Source organism: Bacillus sp. ISL-46, assembly GCF_018613205.1.
This window is the reverse complement of sequence record NZ_JAGGQR010000011.1, coordinates 243216-261518: the sequence shown is the minus strand read 5'-3', so window position 1 is coordinate 261518 and position 18303 is coordinate 243216. Positions and strand designations below refer to the sequence as shown.

21 protein-coding genes are annotated in these 18303 nt (G+C 39.0%); all 21 read left to right on the top strand.

Going from position 1 to position 18303, the window contains the following annotated elements:
* Positions 1-22: 22 nt before the first annotated feature.
* Entirely contained in the window at positions 23-589 is a 567-nt protein-coding gene (gene fapR / locus J7E67_RS06270) for a transcription factor FapR (protein ID WP_214714598.1), read from the top strand.
* Between the two features lie 15 nt (positions 590-604).
* On the top strand, positions 605-1609 hold the full coding sequence (gene plsX, locus J7E67_RS06265) for a phosphate acyltransferase PlsX (protein ID WP_214731239.1): 1005 nt from the start codon (positions 605-607) through the stop codon (positions 1607-1609).
* 12 nt (positions 1610-1621) lie between these two features.
* Positions 1622-2569, top strand: a complete 948-nt coding sequence (gene fabD, locus J7E67_RS06260) for an ACP S-malonyltransferase (RefSeq protein WP_214731236.1) — start codon at positions 1622-1624, stop codon at positions 2567-2569.
* On the top strand, positions 2566-3309 hold the full coding sequence (gene fabG, locus J7E67_RS06255) for a 3-oxoacyl-[acyl-carrier-protein] reductase (RefSeq protein ID WP_214731234.1): 744 nt from the start codon (positions 2566-2568) through the stop codon (positions 3307-3309). The genes fabD and fabG overlap by 4 nt, the downstream gene beginning before the upstream one ends.
* Positions 3310-3378: 69 nt before the next feature.
* Entirely contained in the window at positions 3379-3612 is a 234-nt protein-coding gene (acpP, locus tag J7E67_RS06250; RefSeq protein WP_026566432.1) for an acyl carrier protein, read from the top strand.
* 170 nt (positions 3613-3782) lie between these two features.
* The gene (gene rnc / locus J7E67_RS06245) at positions 3783-4523 is read left to right on the top strand and encodes a ribonuclease III (protein ID WP_168242755.1); all 741 of its coding nucleotides are present in this window, start codon (positions 3783-3785) and stop codon (positions 4521-4523) included.
* Between the two features lie 55 nt (positions 4524-4578).
* Positions 4579-8145 carry a chromosome segregation protein SMC gene (gene smc, locus J7E67_RS06240; RefSeq protein WP_214731232.1) on the top strand — a complete coding sequence of 1189 codons (3567 nt, stop codon included), beginning with the start codon at positions 4579-4581 and terminating at the stop codon, positions 8143-8145.
* Positions 8146-8162: 17 nt separating this feature from the next.
* Positions 8163-9149, top strand: a complete 987-nt coding sequence (gene ftsY, locus J7E67_RS06235; RefSeq protein ID WP_168242757.1) for a signal recognition particle-docking protein FtsY — start codon at positions 8163-8165, stop codon at positions 9147-9149.
* 95 nt (positions 9150-9244) lie between these two features.
* Complete coding sequence (locus J7E67_RS06230; protein ID WP_214714588.1) at positions 9245-9577, top strand: putative DNA-binding protein; 333 nt, start codon at positions 9245-9247, stop codon at positions 9575-9577.
* Between the two features lie 12 nt (positions 9578-9589).
* On the top strand, positions 9590-10942 hold the full coding sequence (gene ffh / locus J7E67_RS06225) for a signal recognition particle protein (RefSeq protein ID WP_214714586.1): 1353 nt from the start codon (positions 9590-9592) through the stop codon (positions 10940-10942).
* A gap of 109 nt (positions 10943-11051) precedes the next feature.
* Entirely contained in the window at positions 11052-11324 is a 273-nt protein-coding gene (gene rpsP, locus J7E67_RS06220) for a 30S ribosomal protein S16 (protein WP_214714584.1), read from the top strand.
* 13 nt (positions 11325-11337) lie between these two features.
* Positions 11338-11568, top strand: coding sequence for a KH domain-containing protein (locus J7E67_RS06215; RefSeq protein WP_214714582.1), 231 nt, complete (start codon positions 11338-11340; stop codon positions 11566-11568).
* A gap of 147 nt (positions 11569-11715) precedes the next feature.
* Positions 11716-12102, top strand: a complete 387-nt coding sequence (locus tag J7E67_RS06210; protein WP_168242760.1) for a YlqD family protein — start codon at positions 11716-11718, stop codon at positions 12100-12102.
* Between the two features lie 12 nt (positions 12103-12114).
* Complete coding sequence (rimM, locus tag J7E67_RS06205) at positions 12115-12633, top strand: ribosome maturation factor RimM (protein WP_088086364.1); 519 nt, start codon at positions 12115-12117, stop codon at positions 12631-12633.
* Positions 12633-13373 carry a tRNA (guanosine(37)-N1)-methyltransferase TrmD gene (gene trmD / locus J7E67_RS06200; protein WP_214714635.1) on the top strand — a complete coding sequence of 247 codons (741 nt, stop codon included), beginning with the start codon at positions 12633-12635 and terminating at the stop codon, positions 13371-13373. The genes rimM and trmD overlap by 1 nt, the downstream gene beginning before the upstream one ends.
* A 145-nt stretch (positions 13374-13518) precedes the next feature.
* On the top strand, positions 13519-13863 hold the full coding sequence (gene rplS / locus J7E67_RS06195; RefSeq protein WP_026566443.1) for a 50S ribosomal protein L19: 345 nt from the start codon (positions 13519-13521) through the stop codon (positions 13861-13863).
* Positions 13864-14084: 221 nt separating this feature from the next.
* Positions 14085-14642, top strand: a complete 558-nt coding sequence (gene lepB, locus J7E67_RS06190; protein ID WP_088086366.1) for a signal peptidase I — start codon at positions 14085-14087, stop codon at positions 14640-14642.
* Positions 14643-14662: 20 nt separating this feature from the next.
* Positions 14663-15526, top strand: a complete 864-nt coding sequence (gene ylqF, locus J7E67_RS06185; RefSeq protein ID WP_214714579.1) for a ribosome biogenesis GTPase YlqF — start codon at positions 14663-14665, stop codon at positions 15524-15526.
* A gap of 130 nt (positions 15527-15656) precedes the next feature.
* On the top strand, positions 15657-16319 hold the full coding sequence (sdaAB, locus tag J7E67_RS06180; RefSeq protein WP_214714577.1) for an L-serine ammonia-lyase, iron-sulfur-dependent subunit beta: 663 nt from the start codon (positions 15657-15659) through the stop codon (positions 16317-16319).
* A 30-nt stretch (positions 16320-16349) separates the two neighbouring features.
* Positions 16350-17255 (top strand): L-serine ammonia-lyase, iron-sulfur-dependent, subunit alpha, encoded by a 906-nt coding sequence (gene sdaAA / locus J7E67_RS06175; RefSeq protein ID WP_214731230.1) that lies wholly within the window; start codon positions 16350-16352, stop codon positions 17253-17255.
* Positions 17256-17351: 96 nt separating this feature from the next.
* Complete coding sequence (locus J7E67_RS06170; RefSeq protein WP_214714574.1) at positions 17352-18119, top strand: ribonuclease HII; 768 nt, start codon at positions 17352-17354, stop codon at positions 18117-18119.
* Positions 18120-18303 lie beyond the last annotated feature (184 nt).

The window sequence follows — 18303 nt, the reverse complement described above, 5'->3', positions numbered from 1 at the left end:
ATCTCGGACGGTGTAAAAATTCATGAGAAAAAGTAAAAAAGAGCGCCAGCAATTGTTAACCTCTACAATAAAAGATAATCCATTTATTACTGATGAAGATTTAGCAGAAAAATTCCAAGTAAGTGTACAAACAATCCGTCTTGATCGGTTAGAATTATCAATCCCGGAACTACGGGAACGAATTAAGACTGTTGCTGAAAAACGATTGGATGATGAGGTCCGCTCCCTTCCGCTTGAAGAAGTCATTGGTGAAATTATTCATATAGAATTAGATCAAAATGCCATTTCGATTTTTGATGTAAAAAAAGAACATGTGTTTATTCGTAATAACATTGCCCGTGGTCATCATGTATTCGCACAGGCAAATTCCCTAGCAGTAGCCGTCATTAACGATGAATTGGCGTTGACAGCAAAGGCGAATATTCAATTTAAGCGTTTGGTAAAATTAAATGAGCGTGTCATAGCCAAGGCAAGAATAACAAAAATCGATGGGAACTTAGGCAGAACAAGTGTCGAAGTGACAAGTTTTGTAAATAATGAACTTGTTTTTACCGGAGAATTTGAAATGTACCGTTCGAAAAATCGGTAAAGGATGAGGAAAAAAATGAACCTAGCAATTGATGCAATGGGCGGCGACAATGCTCCAAAGGAAATCGTTTTAGGCGCACTAAAAGCTGTACAAGCATTTTCTGATATACATATTACCCTTGTCGGGGATGAAAATAAAATTAATGAAACGTTAACTGATCATGAACGGATTTCAGTTATACATACAACCGAAGTGATTCTCGGAACAGACGAGCCTGTAAAAGCAGTTCGCCGCAAAAAGAATGCTTCCATGGTGCTAGCGGCCCAGCAGGTAGCAGATGGATTGGCAGATGCGTGTATCTCTGCTGGAAATACAGGTGCCTTAGTCGCGGCAGGACTTTTTGTGGTTGGCAGGATAACTGGGATTCACCGCCCGGCCTTAGCACCAACGCTTCCGACCATTGGCGGCGAAGGCTTCCTTTTACTAGATGTCGGGGCCAATGCTGAGGCCAAACCTGAGCATCTATTGCAATATGCATTGATGGGTTCCATTTATAGTGCAAAAGTAAGAGGAATTACACAACCAAGAGTGGGCCTATTAAATATTGGCACAGAGGAAAAGAAAGGGAATGAACTTACCAAGCAGGCCTTTGAACTATTAAAAACGGCTAATATCAATTTTGTCGGTAATGTGGAAGCAAGGGATTTACTTGATGGTGCAGCTGATGTAGTTGTTACCGATGGATTTACGGGTAACATGGTGCTAAAGACGATTGAAGGAACGGCACTGTCCATGTTTAAAATGTTAAAAACGGCTTTAATGAGCAGTTTTACAAGTAAGTTAGCTGCCGCTGTGTTAAAACCGAATCTTAAAACTTTAAAGAATACAATGGATTATTCCGAATATGGCGGTGCTGCACTGTTTGGTTTAAATGCACCTGTAATTAAGGCTCACGGATCTTCGAATGGGCAAGCTATTTTTAGCGCCATCCGGCAAACGAGGGAAATGGTAAGTAACGATGTTGTTGGATTAATTAAAATGTCAACAGAAGAAGCGAGTATTGCCAAAGTAGAAAGGTAAAGGAGTATTGAAATGAAGAAAATAGCATTTGTGTTTCCAGGTCAAGGGTCACAAGCCGTCGGGATGGGGAAAGAATTAGCAGAGAAACACTCCGAGGTAATGGATTATTTTAAGAGAGCAGATGAAAAGCTTAACACTCAACTGAGTAAACTTATATTTGAGGGACCAAAAGAAGAATTGACAATTACCTATAATACACAGCCAGCCCTTTTAACAACAAGTATTGCTATATTGGTATACTTCCAAAAATCTGGGATTAAAGCTGATTTTGTTGCTGGTCACAGTTTAGGTGAATATACGGCCCTTGTTGCAGCGGGCACCTTTACTTTCGAAGAAGGGGTGTATGCTGTTAGAAAACGAGGCGAATTTATGGAAAGTGCTGTACCTAATGGGGAAGGATCGATGGCGGCTGTGCTGGGTCTTGATCGCACTCCGCTATCAAATGTGACGGCAGAAATCAGTGATGCTGGTTTTCCTGTGTCTTTAGCAAATTTAAACTGCCCAGGTCAGATTGTAATTTCAGGTTCGAAAAAAGGGGTAGAACTTGCAGCCGTGAAAGCGAAAGAAGCAGGGGCAAAAAGAGTGCTTCCATTAGAAGTAAGCGGCCCTTTTCATTCCGTGTTAATGAAGCCAGCAGCAGTTCAATTGCGTGAAGTATTGGACGAAATTGAAATGAGGGATGCTAGGATCCCAATCGTGGTAAACGTTTCTGCTGAACCAATCAGTTCTGCCTCAGAAATTAAGGATAAGTTAATTGAACAACTTTATTCCCCGGTACAATGGGAAGACTCCGTTCGAAAAATGATTGATTTGGGTGTCGATACATTTATTGAAGTGGGTTCTGGGAAAGTTTTATCAGGGTTAATCAAAAAAATTGATAAAACAGTGTCAACGTATTCTGTATCGGACGAGGAAAGCGCACAAGCTGTAATAGATGCGTTAAAGGAGGAAAGACTATGAATCTTGAAGGAAAAGCAGCACTTGTAACAGGTGCATCAAGAGGTATTGGCAGAGAAATCGCTCTTGAACTTGCACGACAAGGAGCAAATGTGGCGGTTAATTTTTCTGGCAGTGAAGCCAAAGCAAATGAGGTTGTTGATGAAATAAAGGCACTTGGGAGAGAGGCATTCGCTGTAAAATGTGATGTTTCAAACTCAGAAGAAGTCGCAGAAATGGTTAAGGGAACGATAGACCGCTTTGGGAAACTTGACATTCTCGTCAATAATGCGGGTATTACCAGAGATAATTTATTAATGAGAATGAAAGAAGAAGAATGGGACGACGTAATTAATATCAATCTTAAAGGTGTCTTCCTTTGTACAAAAGCAGTAACAAGACAAATGATGAAGCAACGGGTAGGACGCATCATTAATATTGCATCGATTGTTGGTGTAAGTGGGAATCCAGGACAGGCAAACTACGTGGCGGCAAAAGCTGGGGTCATTGGTTTAACAAAAACAACGGCTAAAGAGCTGGCATCTCGCAATATTACCGTAAATGCCATTGCACCTGGCTTCATCACAACGGATATGACCGAAAAATTACCTGAAGATGTAAAAACAGAAATGTTAAAACTGATTCCTTTAGCAAGATTAGGAGAGCCTAAAGACATCGCCAAAATCACCGCATTCCTTGCTTCTGATGATTCTGCCTACATGACAGGACAAACATTGCATATAGATGGCGGCATGGTAATGTAATTTTAATAAAAACAAGGTGTATTATTTTGTTGAAATACTCTATAATAGCTTGAGGGGAGGTGAACAGGCATGGCAGAGGTATTAGAACGTGTAACAAAAATCATCGTTGACCGCTTAGGCGTGGATGAATCTCAAGTTAAACTTGAAGCTTCATTCAAAGATGATCTTGGAGCTGATTCCCTTGACGTAGTTGAACTAGTTATGGAATTAGAAGATGAGTTCGATATGGAAATTTCTGACGATGATGCTGAAAAAATTAGCACAGTTGGTGACGCTGTTAATTACATACAAAGCACGAAGTAATCGTTAGATTTATTCACAAAAGCTCCGTTTTCAAACGGAGCTTTATTCTGTAAAATAGAACTTGGCTTCCAACTGTGATGCCAAGTTTCTTTGCGTTTTGCTAAATACTTTTTTTAAACTTATACTTGAGTGGTGTGTAAATTATTTAATGCAAGGTGGAGACGTTTTATATGCGCAGAAATAATAATGAAAAAGATTTAAATAATCGCGCAAAAGAAAATCTATTTAAGGGTTTTCAAAATACGATTGGTATTACGATTGAAAACGAGAAATTATTAAAACAAGCTTTTACTCATTCATCTTATGTGAATGAGCATCGAAGAAAGCCTTTTGAAGATAATGAGAGGCTTGAGTTTTTAGGAGATGCCGTTCTTGAGTTAACTGTTTCACAATTCCTATACAAAAAATATCCTACGATGACAGAGGGAGAATTGACGAAACTTCGGGCTGCAATTGTTTGCGAGCCATCTCTTGTATCATTTGCCAACGAACTGAACTTCGGAAAATTAGTTTTGTTGGGTAAAGGTGAAGAGATGACAGGCGGAAGAGAGCGTCCCGCCTTACTAGCAGATGTTTTTGAAGCGTTCATTGGAGCTCTTTATTTGGACCAAGGAATTGAAACAGTCATTAAATTTCTCGAGAAAATAGTTTTTCCTAAAATTAATGCCGGTGCTTTTTCTCATGTGATGGATTATAAAAGCCAGTTACAGGAACTCATTCAACGGGATGGGACAGGCGCTATTGAATATCGTGTTCTTCAAGAAATTGGGCCTGCCCATAATAAAGAATTTGTATCGAAAGTTTCGTTGAATGGCAAGGAATTAGGTGTAGGTACGGGAAAATCAAAGAAGGAAGCCGAACAACATGCCGCCCAAATGGCTCTCGACATATTAAAGGAAAAAACAACTTAGAAATGACAAAATGTTTGTAAGTAGTCCAGCTTGCATGCATAGGGAGGATTAAGAAATGTTTTTAAAACGGTTGGACATTATTGGCTTTAAGTCCTTCGCTGATCGCATTGGAGTTGATTTTGTTCCAGGAGTAACGGCTGTGGTAGGTCCAAATGGCAGTGGGAAAAGTAATATTACCGACGCAATTCGTTGGGTATTGGGTGAACAGTCGGCCAAATCGCTTAGAGGCAGTAAAATGGAAGATATTATTTTTGGGGGAAGCGATACCAGAAAACCCCTAAATTTTGCTGAAGTTACTTTAACCTTAGATAATCAGGATCAAGGCGTGTCACTGGATTATAACGAAGTTAGTGTCACAAGGAGAGTATCCCGTTCAGGTGATAGTGAATTCTTGATAAATAAGCAACAGTGTCGTCTTAAAGATATTATCGACTTATTCATGGATTCTGGGTTGGGGAGAGAAGCATTTTCGATAATTAGCCAAGGAAAAGTGGAAGAAATCTTAAATAGTAAAGCAGAAGAACGAAGAACCATATTTGATGAGGCAGCTGGAGTACTAAAGTATAAACATCGAAAGAAAAAAGCAGAAGTAAAACTGTTTGAAACACAAGACAATTTAAACCGTGTTAATGATATATTACACGAACTTGAAAGCCAAGTAGAACCATTAAAAATTCAGGCCTCGATGGCAAAAGATTTTCTGGAGAAGAAAGAGGAACTTGAAAAATTTGAAGTTGCCTTAACAGTGTATGAAATTGAAGATCTTCATCAAAAATGGGAGGGACTTTCCAAACTGTTGAACGAACATCAGGAGGAAGAACTTAAGATTTCTTCTGAGTTGCAAGTAAAGGAAGCAAAAATAGTTGAAAAAAGAGATCAAATGACAGCATTTGATGAGTCAATCACCGACCTGCAGAATGTTCTTCTTCATGCTACAGAGGAGTTAGAAAAACTGGAAGGCCGAAAAGAAGTCTTAAAAGAACGAAAGAAAAATGCTTCACAAAATAAAGAACAGCTTCAAACGAACATTTCGGAATTAACGGAAAAAATTAGCCAGCTAAAAATGAATCGCGACATCCTTTCAATGTCTGCCGAGGATCTTGGAAAGCAGGTCACGGAATTACAAACTCAATTAAAGGGAAAACAGGCGAAACTGCAGTTATTCACCGAAAATATTGAAGAAAAAATAGAGAGTTTAAAAAGTGAATATATCGAATGGCTAAACGATCAAGCGGGCGCAAAAAATGAAATGAAATATATTGAACAGCAGCTGGAACAGCAGGAAAGAAGAAGTTCACGACTTGATGTTGAGAATGACAAGTTTATTGAAGAACGGCAAATTGCAAAGGATAAAAAAGCAACTATCCAATCAGCATTAGACGAAGTACAACAAAAAATAGAAGATCAAGTAGGAGCTTTTCGAGAAAAGCAGCATAAGCTTGAGTCCACAAGAAATAATTATCAAAAACAAGAAAAGACACTCTATCAGGCTTACCAAATTCTCCAACAGGCAAAGTCAAGAAAAGAAATGCTCGAAGAAATGGAAGAAGATTATTCAGGCTTTTTTCAGGGAGTAAAAGAAATCCTTAAAGCACGTGGGAAAAACCTAAAGGGAATTGAGGGAGCCGTTGCCGAGCTTGTGACTGTTCCGAAACAGTATGAAACTGCCTTAGAAACAGCCTTTGGCGGGGCTTTGCAGCATATTGTGGTTGATAATGAACAAAATGGGCGGACAGCAATCCAATATTTGAAACAGAATTCTTTTGGCCGTGCAACCTTCTTACCGTTAAGTGTCATTAAGGGAAGACCGTTGTCTTCCGCGCAAATAGCTTCCATCCAAAATCATTCATCCTTTATTGGAACAGCCGTAAGTCTTGTTAAATTTGATCAAAGGTACTCCGAGGTTATGAGCAGTCTGCTTGGGAATGTTGTCATTACAAAAGACTTAAAAGGCGCCAATGAATTAGCAAAAATTCTTCAATACCGCTGCCGAATGGTAACGATTGATGGTGATATCGTTAATCCTGGCGGTTCAATGACAGGTGGTGCCAGTAAACAAAAGAACTCTTCCTTATTAACTCGTAAAGGCGAACTTGAAGAATTAAAAGAGAAGTTAGTCGTGATGGAAGAAAAAACCACCCATCTAGAACAACTTGTAAAGTCATTAAAAGAAGACGTTCATCGTACAGAAAAACAACTTGAAGAAATGCGCAAAGATGGCGAAGAGTTGAGATTAAATGAACTTTCTTTGAAGGGTGACCTTCGCCAAGCAGAGCTCGAAGAGAAAAATATCAATGAACGCTTAGCTATTTATGACCTTGAAAAAGGGCAATTTTCTGATGAGAAAACAACCTTAACAAATAGAAAAAAAGAATTAGCCATTGCAATGGAGACATACAAAACAACGATAGATAAACTTGAGGTGCAAATAGCGAAGCTTACCGAACAAAAGTCGAGTGATTTGACCTCGAAAGAAGCTCTAACTATTGAAATAAATGATTTAAAAGTAGCGTTTGCTTCTAAAAATGAACAGTATTTGAGTACCCAAGAACGTTTTACACTTCTACAAGCAGATTTAGAAGAGAGTGAACAAAAGCATGCTCTTTATACAGAAGATCTTAATCTGTTAAGTTCGGAAATGACAAACAGTTCATCAGGTGAAGAACAGTTAGAAACAGCTGCAATTAGAAAACAACAGGATAAAGAAGCTGCATTACAGTTAATTACGGTTAGAAGAGAAGAACGTTTGTCCTTAAAGTCCGCCTTAGAGGACTTAGAATTGGAAGTTAAAGAACTAAAAAGACTCCACCGAGGAATGATTGTCGTTTTAAAAGACGAGGAAGTGAAAATCAACCGCTTGGATGTCGATCTTGAAAACCGTTTTGCACGGTTAAGAGAAGAATATCTTTTATCGTTTGAAGGTGCAAAGGAACAATATCCATTAACGATATCGATTGAAGAAGCGAGAAAAAAGGTCAAACTTATCAAACTTGCCATTGAAGAACTTGGTAATGTCAACATTGGTGCGATTGAAGAGTATGAGCGTGTCTCTGAACGGTATGAGTTCCTGAATGAACAGAAGAATGATCTCCAGGAAGCTAAAGAAACCCTTTACAAGGTTATTGACGAAATGGATGAAGAAATGAAAAAACGCTTTGAACAGACCTTTAATGGAATTCGTGAACATTTTGAGCCGGTATTTAGAACCCTTTTTGGTGGTGGGAGAGCCGACCTCGTTCTAACTGTCCCAGGCGATTTGTTAAATACAGGTGTCGAAATTGTTGCGCAGCCACCGGGTAAAAAACTGCAAAATTTAGGTTTATTATCAGGTGGTGAACGTGCATTAACTGCGATTGCGCTTCTTTTTTCTATTTTAAAGGTACGGCCTGTTCCGTTCTGTATCCTTGATGAGGTAGAAGCAGCATTGGATGAAGCCAATGTCCAACGCTTCAGCCAATACTTAAAACGATATAGTAAGGAGACGCAATTTATTGTGATTACCCACCGCAAAGGAACAATGGAGGAAGCAGATGTGCTTTACGGGGTAACTATGCAAGAATCAGGTGTTTCAAAGCTTGTATCTGTTCGCTTAGAGGAAACAAAAGAGCTTGTTGAATCTTAAAATTAGGAAGTGAAAAAATGAGTTTTTTTAAAAAATTAAAAGAAAAAATCACAAAATCCACGGATACGGTGACAGAGAAGTTTAAGGAAGGTCTTACAAAAACAAGGGATAATTTCTCAGGAAAAGTAAACGACCTTGTTGCTAGGTACCGTAAAGTAGATGAAGACTTTTTTGAAGAATTAGAAGAAATCATGATCCAGGCTGATGTAGGCTTTGATACAGTGATGAAACTGATTGAAGAGTTGAAAATGGAAGTTAAACGCCGGAACATCCAAGACCCACAGGAAGTACAAAGTGTAATATCCGAAAAGTTGGTTGATATCTACAATGCGGGTGAAGAACAATCCTCAAAATTAAATATTCAAGAGGACGGGCTGACAGTCATTCTATTTGTTGGAGTTAATGGGGTTGGCAAAACAACAACAATCGGTAAGCTTGGGTACAAGTTTAAGAATGAAGGAAAGAAAGTACTATTAGCAGCAGGAGATACTTTCCGTGCTGGTGCAATTGAACAACTTGAAGTCTGGGGAGAAAGAGTCGGCGTCGATGTTATTAAGCAATCGGAAGGGTCGGACCCTGCCGCGGTTATGTACGATGCCATACAGGCAGCTAAATCTCGAAAAACAGATATTTTGTTATGTGATACCGCTGGCCGCTTGCAAAACAAAGTAAATTTAATGAAGGAGCTTGAAAAGGTAAAACGTGTGATAGAAAAAGAAATTCCCGGGGCCCCTCATGAAGTAATTTTAGTCCTTGACGCAACAACTGGTCAAAACGCCCTTATCCAGGCAAAAACATTTAAAGAAGTGACAAATGTTAGTGGAATTGTTCTTTCAAAATTAGACGGAACAGCAAAAGGCGGAATCGTCCTTGCCATCCGCAATGAATTAAAAATTCCTGTGAAATTTGTTGGTCTTGGCGAAAAAATGGATGACCTTCAAGAATTTGAAGCGGAAAAATATGTGTATGGTTTATTTGCAGATGAAGTGGAAAAAGCAGATTAATTGATGTAAAGGTATTATCTTGACAGATAATCTCTGACCTTGTAAACTACTTATGTAAAGGCTTTTCACTTAACATGCGCATTGGAGGGGATTGCATGCTTGAAAAGACGACACGAATGAACTATCTTTATGACTTTTACCATTCGTTGTTAACCCCAAAGCAGCAAAGCTATATGTCTCTCTATTATCTAGATGATTACTCTTTAGGAGAAATAGCCGAAGAGTATGATGTAAGCCGCCAAGCCGTTTATGATAATATCAAGCGGACGGAGGCAATGCTCGAGGCGTATGAGGAAAAGCTGCTATTATTTCAGAAATTTCAAGAGCGCAGCAAACTTTTAAGAAATGTAAAAGTATTGCTCAATGAGGATCACCCTTCAAAGCAGGCAATGTTAGAAGCTGTTGCCGAGTTGGAGAATTTAGATTAGGAGGCGGCATGAATGGCATTTGAAGGATTAGCCGACCGACTGCAAAATACAATTCAAAAAATCCGCGGAAAAGGGAAAGTTTCAGAAGCGGATGTAAAAGAAATGATGCGTGAAGTACGTCTAGCTTTACTAGAAGCAGACGTAAACTTCAAGGTTGTTAAAGATTTTGTGAAAAAGGTCAGTGAACGTGCCGTTGGGCAGGAAGTACTGAAAAGCTTAACACCTGGACAGCAAATTATTAAAATCGTTAATGAAGAATTGACGGAATTGATGGGCGGAGAACAAAGCAAAATCGCCGTGTCTAATCGTCCGCCAACGGTCATTATGATGGTCGGGTTACAGGGTGCTGGTAAAACAACAACATCCGGAAAGCTTGCCAACTTGCTTCGCAAAAAGTATAACCGTAAGCCATTGCTTGTTGCTGCTGATATTTATCGGCCTGCTGCAATCAAACAACTGGAAACACTAGGAAAGCAATTAGACATGCCAGTTTTCTCACTTGGAGATCAGGTAAGCCCTGTCGAAATTGCTAGGCAAGCTATTGTGAAAGCAAAAGAAGAGCATCATGACTATGTCCTTATTGATACCGCCGGCCGACTTCATGTTGATGAAGCATTAATGGGTGAGTTAAAGGATATTAAAGAACTGACTAAACCAGATGAAATCTTCCTAGTCGTTGATGCCATGACAGGTCAAGACGCAGTCAATGTGGCACAAAGCTTTAACGAACAGCTCGGATTAACTGGGGTTGTGTTAACAAAGCTGGATGGTGACACCAGAGGCGGGGCGGCACTTTCAATCCGCGCAGTAACGCAAACACCAATTAAATTTGTCGGTTTAGGCGAGAAGTTAGATGCACTTGAACCTTTTTACCCTGAACGTATGGCATCTAGAATCCTTGGTATGGGTGACGTGCTGACTTTGATTGAGAAGGCACAAGCCAATGTTGATGAAGAAAAGGCTAAAGAGTTGGAACAAAAAATGCGGACAGCTACGTTTACGCTTGAGGATTTTTTGGATCAGCTTGGTCAGGTTCGTAATTTAGGACCGCTTGATGAACTATTAAAGATGATGCCTGGTGCAAACAAGATTAAAGGGTTAAATAATCTTCAAATCGATGAAAAGCAAATTGCTCATGTTGAAGCGATTATCCGTTCAATGACGATGGCTGAGAAAAATAATCCGGAAATCTTGAACGCTAAACGAAAAAACCGAATTGCCAAGGGCAGCGGTCGTTCTGTAACTGAAGTAAACCGTTTGTTGAAACAGTTTGAAGATATGAAAAAAATGATGAAACAAATGACAGGAATGCAGCAAAAAGGTAAGAAAAAAGGGGGATTTAAACTTCCTTTCAAGCCGTTTTAAGCTGTATAAAATTGGTAATACTGTATGTAAAGAAAAAACACTTTACAAACTATAATAGAATTGATATTATACTATCTTGTGTGAAACTATTCGGAGGTGCTTATTTAAAATGGCAGTAAAAATTCGTTTAAAACGTATGGGAGCAAACAAAAACCCATTCTATCGTATCGTAGTAGCAGATTCTCGTTCACCACGTGATGGACGTTACATTGAAATCGTTGGAACTTACAATCCGGTTGCACAACCAGCTAAAGTTGACATCAACGAAGAATTAGCTCTTAAATGGTTACAAGATGGTGCTAAACCATCTGATACAGTTCGTAACCTTTTCTCTAATCAAGGCATCATGGAAAAATTCCATAATGCAAAATTAAGTAAGTAACTCAGGGACGACGATGAAACAATTAGTCGAAACGATTGTTAAGCCCTTAGTTGATTTTCCAGATGACGTTCGTGTGGATGTCGTGGAAGATGACAACCGTGTAACCTATCAGTTATTTGTTAATAAAACAGATATGGGAAAAGTTATCGGTAAGCAGGGGCGCGTTGCAAAGGCCATTAGAACTGTTGTTTATGCAGCAGGATCATCACAACAAAAGAAAATTTTTCTAGAAATTGGTGAATAGCTTTTTGCATCTAGATAAAAGGGAGGAATTATTTCCTCCCTTTTTTGCTATAAGAAAAGCAGAAGCGCCCGTTTAGCGAATTCCACTAGCCGCTGGGCGCTGGAGCTAGACAGTTCTCAAAGTTCAATGAACGAGGGAGGCATTTCTTTGCAAATCATTCAAACTGTTGTGGTAAAACAAATTCTAACGGAAAATAGTAAGAAAAAATTAGCTGACCATTACGAGGCGCAAAAGCTGCAGTATCAAAGGGAGATTAGTCAGCTTCAATTTGAGCTGAAGCGTTTGGAAAAAACAAAGGGATATTCACCTGGAGCATTAAAGAATCATTTTGAAAAGGAAATCAATAAACGTTTGGAAAAAGAAAAGCTTATTGAGTTTCAAATCGAACAATTACATATGCTGCCATTAGGCAGTGAGTTAAAGGAAAAGGAAGTACAAGCCCTCGTTGAAATTAAGATAGGTGACATATGGGACGGGCGGATTGGGCAACCTACAATTATCATAAAAGACGGAATAATAGAAGATATACGCTAGAGGTGTAAAGCTATGGAAAAATGGTTTAATGTCGGAAAAATTGTAAACACACAGGGGCTAAAGGGTGAAGTCCGAGTTATATCAAAGACTGACTTCCCTGAGAAACGCTATAAGGCAGGAAATGTATTATATTTGTTTATGCCTAATTCTAGTTCGCCGATTGAACTAACAGTTAAAAGTCGCCGAACCCATAAAAATTTTGAATTACTTACATTTGAAGGTTATAACAATATCAATGAAGTAGAAAAGTTTAGGGATGGAATTCTAAAAGTACCTGAAACACAGCTTGGTACATTAAATGAGGATGAATTTTATTACCATGAGATTATTGGATGCCTTGTTGCTACAACAAAAGGCGAGGAGCTTGGAAAAGTTTCTGAAATTCTATCTCCTGGTGCCAATGACGTTTGGGTGGTTAAAGGTAAAGGCGGCAAAGAAATACTAATCCCTTATATCCATGATGTGGTCAAGAAAGTAGATGTGAAAGAAAAAGTCATACTAATCGATCCGATCGAAGGGTTACTTTCATGATGCAAATAGATATTCTCACCTTATTTCCGGAGATGTTTACCGGGGTACTGGGACAATCGATTTTGCAAAAGGCTGCTGAGAAATCTGCGGTCAACTATAACGTCGTCAATTTTCGCGGGTTTGCTGATAATAAACATTCAACTGTAGATGACTATCCCTACGGCGGCGGAGCTGGTATGGTATTAAAACCGCAGCCCATATTTGACGCTGTAACAGCCCTCAAGGAAAAATCAAAAAATACGAATCCACGGGTGATTCTTCTTTGTCCGCAGGGTGAACGATATGAGCAGCGGAAAGCGGAGGAATTGGCAAAGGAAGAGCATTTGATTTTTATCTGTGGGCATTACGAGGGTTATGACGAACGAATTCGTGAACATGTAGTAACAGATGAAATCTCAATTGGTGATTATGTCTTAACTGGCGGTGAACTTGGTGCGATGGTTATCGTTGATAGTGTAGTCCGACTCTTACCAGAAGTGCTGGGAAATCAAGAATCTCATATGAAGGACTCTTTCAGCACAGGACTGCTTGAGCATCCTCACTACACAAGACCTGCTGATTTCCGGGGACTAAAGGTTCCAGAAGTTCTATTATCAGGTAATCATAAATTAATAGAAGAATGGCGTAATAAAGAAGCGTTAAGGCGAACAATTTTAAGACGTCCAGACCTACTTGAGAAAATAGAATTGACGAATGAACAGGAAAAATGGCTTAAAGAAGTAAAAAAAGAATTCGAGTAGTATTGCGCGAGTTTAGCGATTATGGTATGATACTACTTGTGACTTGAGCTGATATGAATCAGATTGTGGTCTTATAACGATGTTCCGCTGCAATATGATTAAGAGTTTGATGTGCATGAGCGTCTGTTGGAAGGAGTTGAAAACGATGCAAAAATTGATTGAAGAAATTACAAAAGAACAACTTCGTACTGATCTTCCTGCTTTCCGTCCTGGTGACACTGTACGTGTACACGTTAAAGTTGTCGAGGGTACTCGTGAGCGTATTCAGTTATTTGAAGGTGTTGTAATTAAGCGTCGTGGTGGTGGAATTAGCGAAACTTTTACAGTTCGTAAAATTTCTTACGGAGTAGGCGTTGAGCGTACTTTCCCAGTACACACACCAAAAATTGCGAAGCTAGAAGTACTTCGTCGCGGTAAAGTTCGCCGTGCTAAGCTTTACTACTTGCGTAACCTTCGTGGTAAAAAAGCAAGAATTAAAGAGATTCGATAATATGAAAAGAAAAAGAGCTTGCTCGGGAGCAGGCTCTTTTTTTTATATAATCGATTTGATGCCCTTGTAATATTAAATTATGAGTTTATAAATTGGTGCTGATTTTTTAACAAATTATTAAAGTTTGATTAAAAATATGATCCCATCGTGTTAAAAATTATTGAAGTTATGTAAAATAAATTTTATAAAACATTTTTTTACGGAGAATGGCGGGGATTGTTATGACAAAAAAGAAAAATGAACTCTGGGAATGGACAAAGGCCCTTTTGATTGCTGTCATATTAGCTGCAGTTATCCGGTACTTCCTTTTTGCTCCAATCGTTGTCGATGGTTTATCGATGATGCCGACATTGAAGGATCAGGATCGAATGATTGTAAATAAGTTTAGTTATAATATTGGTGAGCCAAAGCGATTTGATATCATTGTCTTTCATGCACCTGAGCAAAAGGATTACATAAAGCGCGTGATTGGATTGCCCGGCGACACAATTGAGTATAAAGATGATACATTATATGTTAATGGAAAAGCGTATAAAGAGCCATATTTGGATAAATATAAAAAAGAAGTAGAGGATGGACCGTTAACAGATCCATTTACCTTGGAAGAAAAAATAGGACGTAAAACAGTTCCGGAAGGTGAATTGTTTGTTATGGGCGACAATCGCCGCTTCAGTAAAGATAGTCGGCATATTGGGACGATTTCCTATGATAAAATTATCGGTAAAACCAGTTTCGTTTACTGGCCGTTAAATGATGCACATATCGTAACAGTGAAATAGAGTTTGGGAGGTGGCCAGCTATGACGATCCAATGGTTTCCAGGCCATATGGCTAAGGCTCGCAGAGAGGTCACGGAAAAGTTAAAATTAGTAGATATTATTTTTGAATTAGTGGATGCGAGGATTCCCTATTCATCGAGAAATCCGATGATAGATGAAATCATTCAGCATAAGCCAAGGCTTGTCTTATTAAATAAGGCTGACATGGCTGATAAAGAAGCAACAAGGGAATGGATTGAGTTTTTTGCGAATAAAGGTATTAAGGCACTCGCAATAAATTCTCATGCGGGAGAAGGCATGAGAGACATTGCCAACGCTTCAAAGGAAATATTGAAGGAAAAGTTTGACCGTTTAAGAGCTAGAGGTGTCAATAATCCAAGAGCGATCCGAGCGATGATAGTTGGAATTCCTAACGCTGGTAAATCGACGTTAATCAATCGATTGGCAAAGAAAAATATCGCTAAAACAGGAAATACGCCTGGTGTGACAAAGGCCCAACAATGGATTAAAGTGGGGAAGGAAATGGAACTGCTTGATACCCCGGGGATTTTATGGCCAAAATTTGAAGACCAAGAAGTCGGCAAAAAACTTGCCGTTACAGGCGCAATCAAAGATACGTTATTAAATCTTCAGGATCTTACTGTCTATACTCTTAAGTATTTAGAACGAGCATATCCAGATCGTTTAAAAGAACGGTACAATCTTGATACCCTTCCTGAGGATGTTGTAGAGATGTTTGACAAAATAGGAGTACTGCGTGGATGTCTTATGGCTGGTGGTATCGTTGATTATGATAAGGTTTCAGAATTGGTCATCAAGGAAATTAGGTCAGAAAAGTTTGGTCGAATTACATTTGAACGACCGACTGATTTTTTGATTGAATAAAGAAAAAATATAGCTTAAGCTCTCCTAGGCGGAGAGTCTTTTTTATGTAATAATTTACCACTATATATTATAGGCAATTTAGCCGTGTATCTTGTAAAATAAATTGAGTGAAAGTAAAGGAGCGTTCTAAATGAAATATCGATCTGCATTTGATATTATTGGTCCCGTCATGATTGGACCATCTAGCTCTCATACCGCAGGCGCAGCGCGAATTGGCAGGGTAGCAAGAACCTTATTTGGTCAGCTGCCAAAGAAAGCCATCATCTCATTGTACGGTTCATTTGCAAAAACCTATAAGGGACATGGAACAGACTTTGCCATAGTGGCAGGGCTGTTAGATTTTGATACTTTTGATGGACGGATGCCACAATCCTTGGAAATAGCAAAACAAATGGGTTTAGAGGTGATCTTTTGTATTGAAGAGGCTGTGATGGATCATCCCAATACCGTAAAAATTAATTTATATAATGATGATAACGAACTCGAATTAGTTGGGATTTCAATTGGCGGGGGTACGATTGAGATAACAGAGTTAAACTCCTTCCCGTTGAAGCTTTCCGGTGAACATCCCGCAATCTTGGTTGTTCATCAAGATCGATTTGGTATTATCTCAGCAGTAACAAGTGTGTTATCAAAATATCAAATTAATATTGGTCATATGGAAGTTTCTCGATTAGAAAAAGGAGAAATGGCTTTAATGGTTATTGAAGTTGATCAGAAAATTGATGAATTAGTGATAGAGGAACTACATCAACTTTCAAGTGTATCGCAAATTATTCGTATGGTGGAATAGACCATTAATTAGCCAGCGGGAGGTGTCATTATGTTTAGAAATGTAGCAGAACTTGTTCAGTTGGCAGAGAGCAATCAAGTAAAAATAGCGGAAATTATGATCCGGCAAGAAATAGAAATTTCTGGCCTTTCTAGAGAAGATATAATTGCTAAAATGGATAAGAACTTAACGATTATGGAACAAGCAGTGGAAAGAGGACTTAACGGTGTGTACTCACATACATGCCTTACCGGTGGAGACGCAGTATTGCTCCAAAACTACATTAAAAGTGGCAAGGCGCTGGGGGGGACCATTTTATTAGATGCCGTCAGTAAAGCGGTGGCGACCAATGAAGTGAACGCCGCAATGGGCGTAATTTGTGCAACGCCAACAGCTGGTTCAGCAGGTGTCGTACCAGGAACATTATTTGCAGTAAAAGAAAAATTAAATCCAACCCGACAAGAAATGATTGAATTTTTATTTACCTCAGCGGCTTTCGGATTTGTTGTCGCAAATAATGCCTCTATTTCTGGTGCGGCAGGGGGATGTCAAGCAGAGGTAGGCTCTGCAAGTGGTATGGCTGCAGCTTCGATTGTAGAATTGGCTGGTGGGTCACCCAAGCAAGCTGCAGAAGCGATGGCAATCACATTGAAGAATATGCTTGGATTAGTTTGTGATCCTGTAGCAGGCTTAGTTGAAGTTCCTTGTGTGAAAAGAAATGCAATGGGTGCATCCAATGCCATCACGGCAGCGGATATGGCACTTGCTGGCATTACAAGCAGAATCCCCTGCGATGAAGTCATTCATGCGATGTTCTTAATTGGCCAATCCATGCCATCTGCCTTAAGGGAAACAGCGGAAGGTGGTCTTGCAGCGACACCGACAGGAAGAAGACTTGAACAAGAAATTTTTGGCACAAGCAAAACATTTAAACTAAAAGACTTAGTTATATCCTAACGGAATGAAATAACACCCAAGTTCATCTCGAATATTGGGTGTTATTTGTTGTTTTTTAACATAACGACCAAGATAACAATTACAATGGGTGATAAGATGAAACAATTAACAATCGCAGAAATTGAACGACAATTGGAAAATATATCAGTAGAAACTGATCCGTTCTTGTTGGGTATCCTTCAAGATGAGCGGAAGGGTGTCCAACAGCTGATACATAGATGGAGTAAGAAATTTGCGGAGAATCATCGACTAAAAGAAAAGTTTGTTGAAATGAATGTCTATGAGCATAAATGGCGCAAAAGAGGATATGAAAAGATTGCCGGTATCGATGAAGTGGGTAGAGGGCCGCTTGCAGGTCCGGTGGTTGCAGCTGCTGTCATTTTGCCAAAAGACTTTTACTTAGCAGGGATAGACGACTCTAAGAAGCTCTCTGAAAAAAAACGCTTGGAATTCGATTCGATTATTAGAAAAGAAGCGATTTCCTTCAGTATTGCAATGATCCATGCCAAGGAAATAGATGAAATTAATATTTATGAAGCTACAAAAAAAGCAATGAAAGCTGCCATCTCATCCTTAGATCCAAAGCCGGATTTATTGCTAATTGACGCAATGAAGCTGGAAACCCCCTTTACCTCTGAATCTATTATTAAGGGTGATTCAAAAAGTATCTCTATCGCCGCGGCTTCGATTATAGCAAAAGTAGCAAGAGATGATTTGATGAAGGAAATTTCACAGACCTATCCAGTCTATGGATTTCAACAGAACATGGGCTACGGAACAAAGGAACATATCGAAGCCATCCAAAAACACGGAATAACTTCTTATCACAGAAAAAGTTTCGCACCAGTAAAGGATTTTGTTTAATTATAAAACACAATAATAAAAATCAGGCAGTGCCTGTTTTTTTTTTATTATTGTAGAAAACAAATTATACCAAATAAGGTGTAGACTCCCTTGATTTATTCAAAACAAACGATTGACTATTCTGAATATTTTTAAGATGTATATAATTTTTTAGCATAATGGTAGACAAGGTAACTGTCATTAT

Coding starts and splice junctions, on each gene's coding strand:
- fapR (WP_214714598.1), top strand. CDS start 23: ATGAGAAAAAGTAAAAAAGAGCGCCAGCAATTGTTAACCTCTACAATA.
- plsX (WP_214731239.1), top strand. CDS start 605: ATGAACCTAGCAATTGATGCAATGGGCGGCGACAATGCTCCAAAGGAA.
- fabD (WP_214731236.1), top strand. CDS start 1,622: ATGAAGAAAATAGCATTTGTGTTTCCAGGTCAAGGGTCACAAGCCGTC.
- fabG (WP_214731234.1), top strand. CDS start 2,566: ATGAATCTTGAAGGAAAAGCAGCACTTGTAACAGGTGCATCAAGAGGT.
- acpP (WP_026566432.1), top strand. CDS start 3,379: ATGGCAGAGGTATTAGAACGTGTAACAAAAATCATCGTTGACCGCTTA.
- rnc (WP_168242755.1), top strand. CDS start 3,783: ATGCGCAGAAATAATAATGAAAAAGATTTAAATAATCGCGCAAAAGAA.
- smc (WP_214731232.1), top strand. CDS start 4,579: ATGTTTTTAAAACGGTTGGACATTATTGGCTTTAAGTCCTTCGCTGAT.
- ftsY (WP_168242757.1), top strand. CDS start 8,163: ATGAGTTTTTTTAAAAAATTAAAAGAAAAAATCACAAAATCCACGGAT.
- J7E67_RS06230 (WP_214714588.1), top strand. CDS start 9,245: ATGCTTGAAAAGACGACACGAATGAACTATCTTTATGACTTTTACCAT.
- ffh (WP_214714586.1), top strand. CDS start 9,590: ATGGCATTTGAAGGATTAGCCGACCGACTGCAAAATACAATTCAAAAA.
- rpsP (WP_214714584.1), top strand. CDS start 11,052: ATGGCAGTAAAAATTCGTTTAAAACGTATGGGAGCAAACAAAAACCCA.
- J7E67_RS06215 (WP_214714582.1), top strand. CDS start 11,338: ATGAAACAATTAGTCGAAACGATTGTTAAGCCCTTAGTTGATTTTCCA.
- rimM (WP_088086364.1), top strand. CDS start 12,115: ATGGAAAAATGGTTTAATGTCGGAAAAATTGTAAACACACAGGGGCTA.
- trmD (WP_214714635.1), top strand. CDS start 12,633: ATGCAAATAGATATTCTCACCTTATTTCCGGAGATGTTTACCGGGGTA.
- rplS (WP_026566443.1), top strand. CDS start 13,519: ATGCAAAAATTGATTGAAGAAATTACAAAAGAACAACTTCGTACTGAT.
- lepB (WP_088086366.1), top strand. CDS start 14,085: ATGACAAAAAAGAAAAATGAACTCTGGGAATGGACAAAGGCCCTTTTG.
- ylqF (WP_214714579.1), top strand. CDS start 14,663: ATGACGATCCAATGGTTTCCAGGCCATATGGCTAAGGCTCGCAGAGAG.
- sdaAB (WP_214714577.1), top strand. CDS start 15,657: ATGAAATATCGATCTGCATTTGATATTATTGGTCCCGTCATGATTGGA.
- sdaAA (WP_214731230.1), top strand. CDS start 16,350: ATGTTTAGAAATGTAGCAGAACTTGTTCAGTTGGCAGAGAGCAATCAA.
- J7E67_RS06170 (WP_214714574.1), top strand. CDS start 17,352: ATGAAACAATTAACAATCGCAGAAATTGAACGACAATTGGAAAATATA.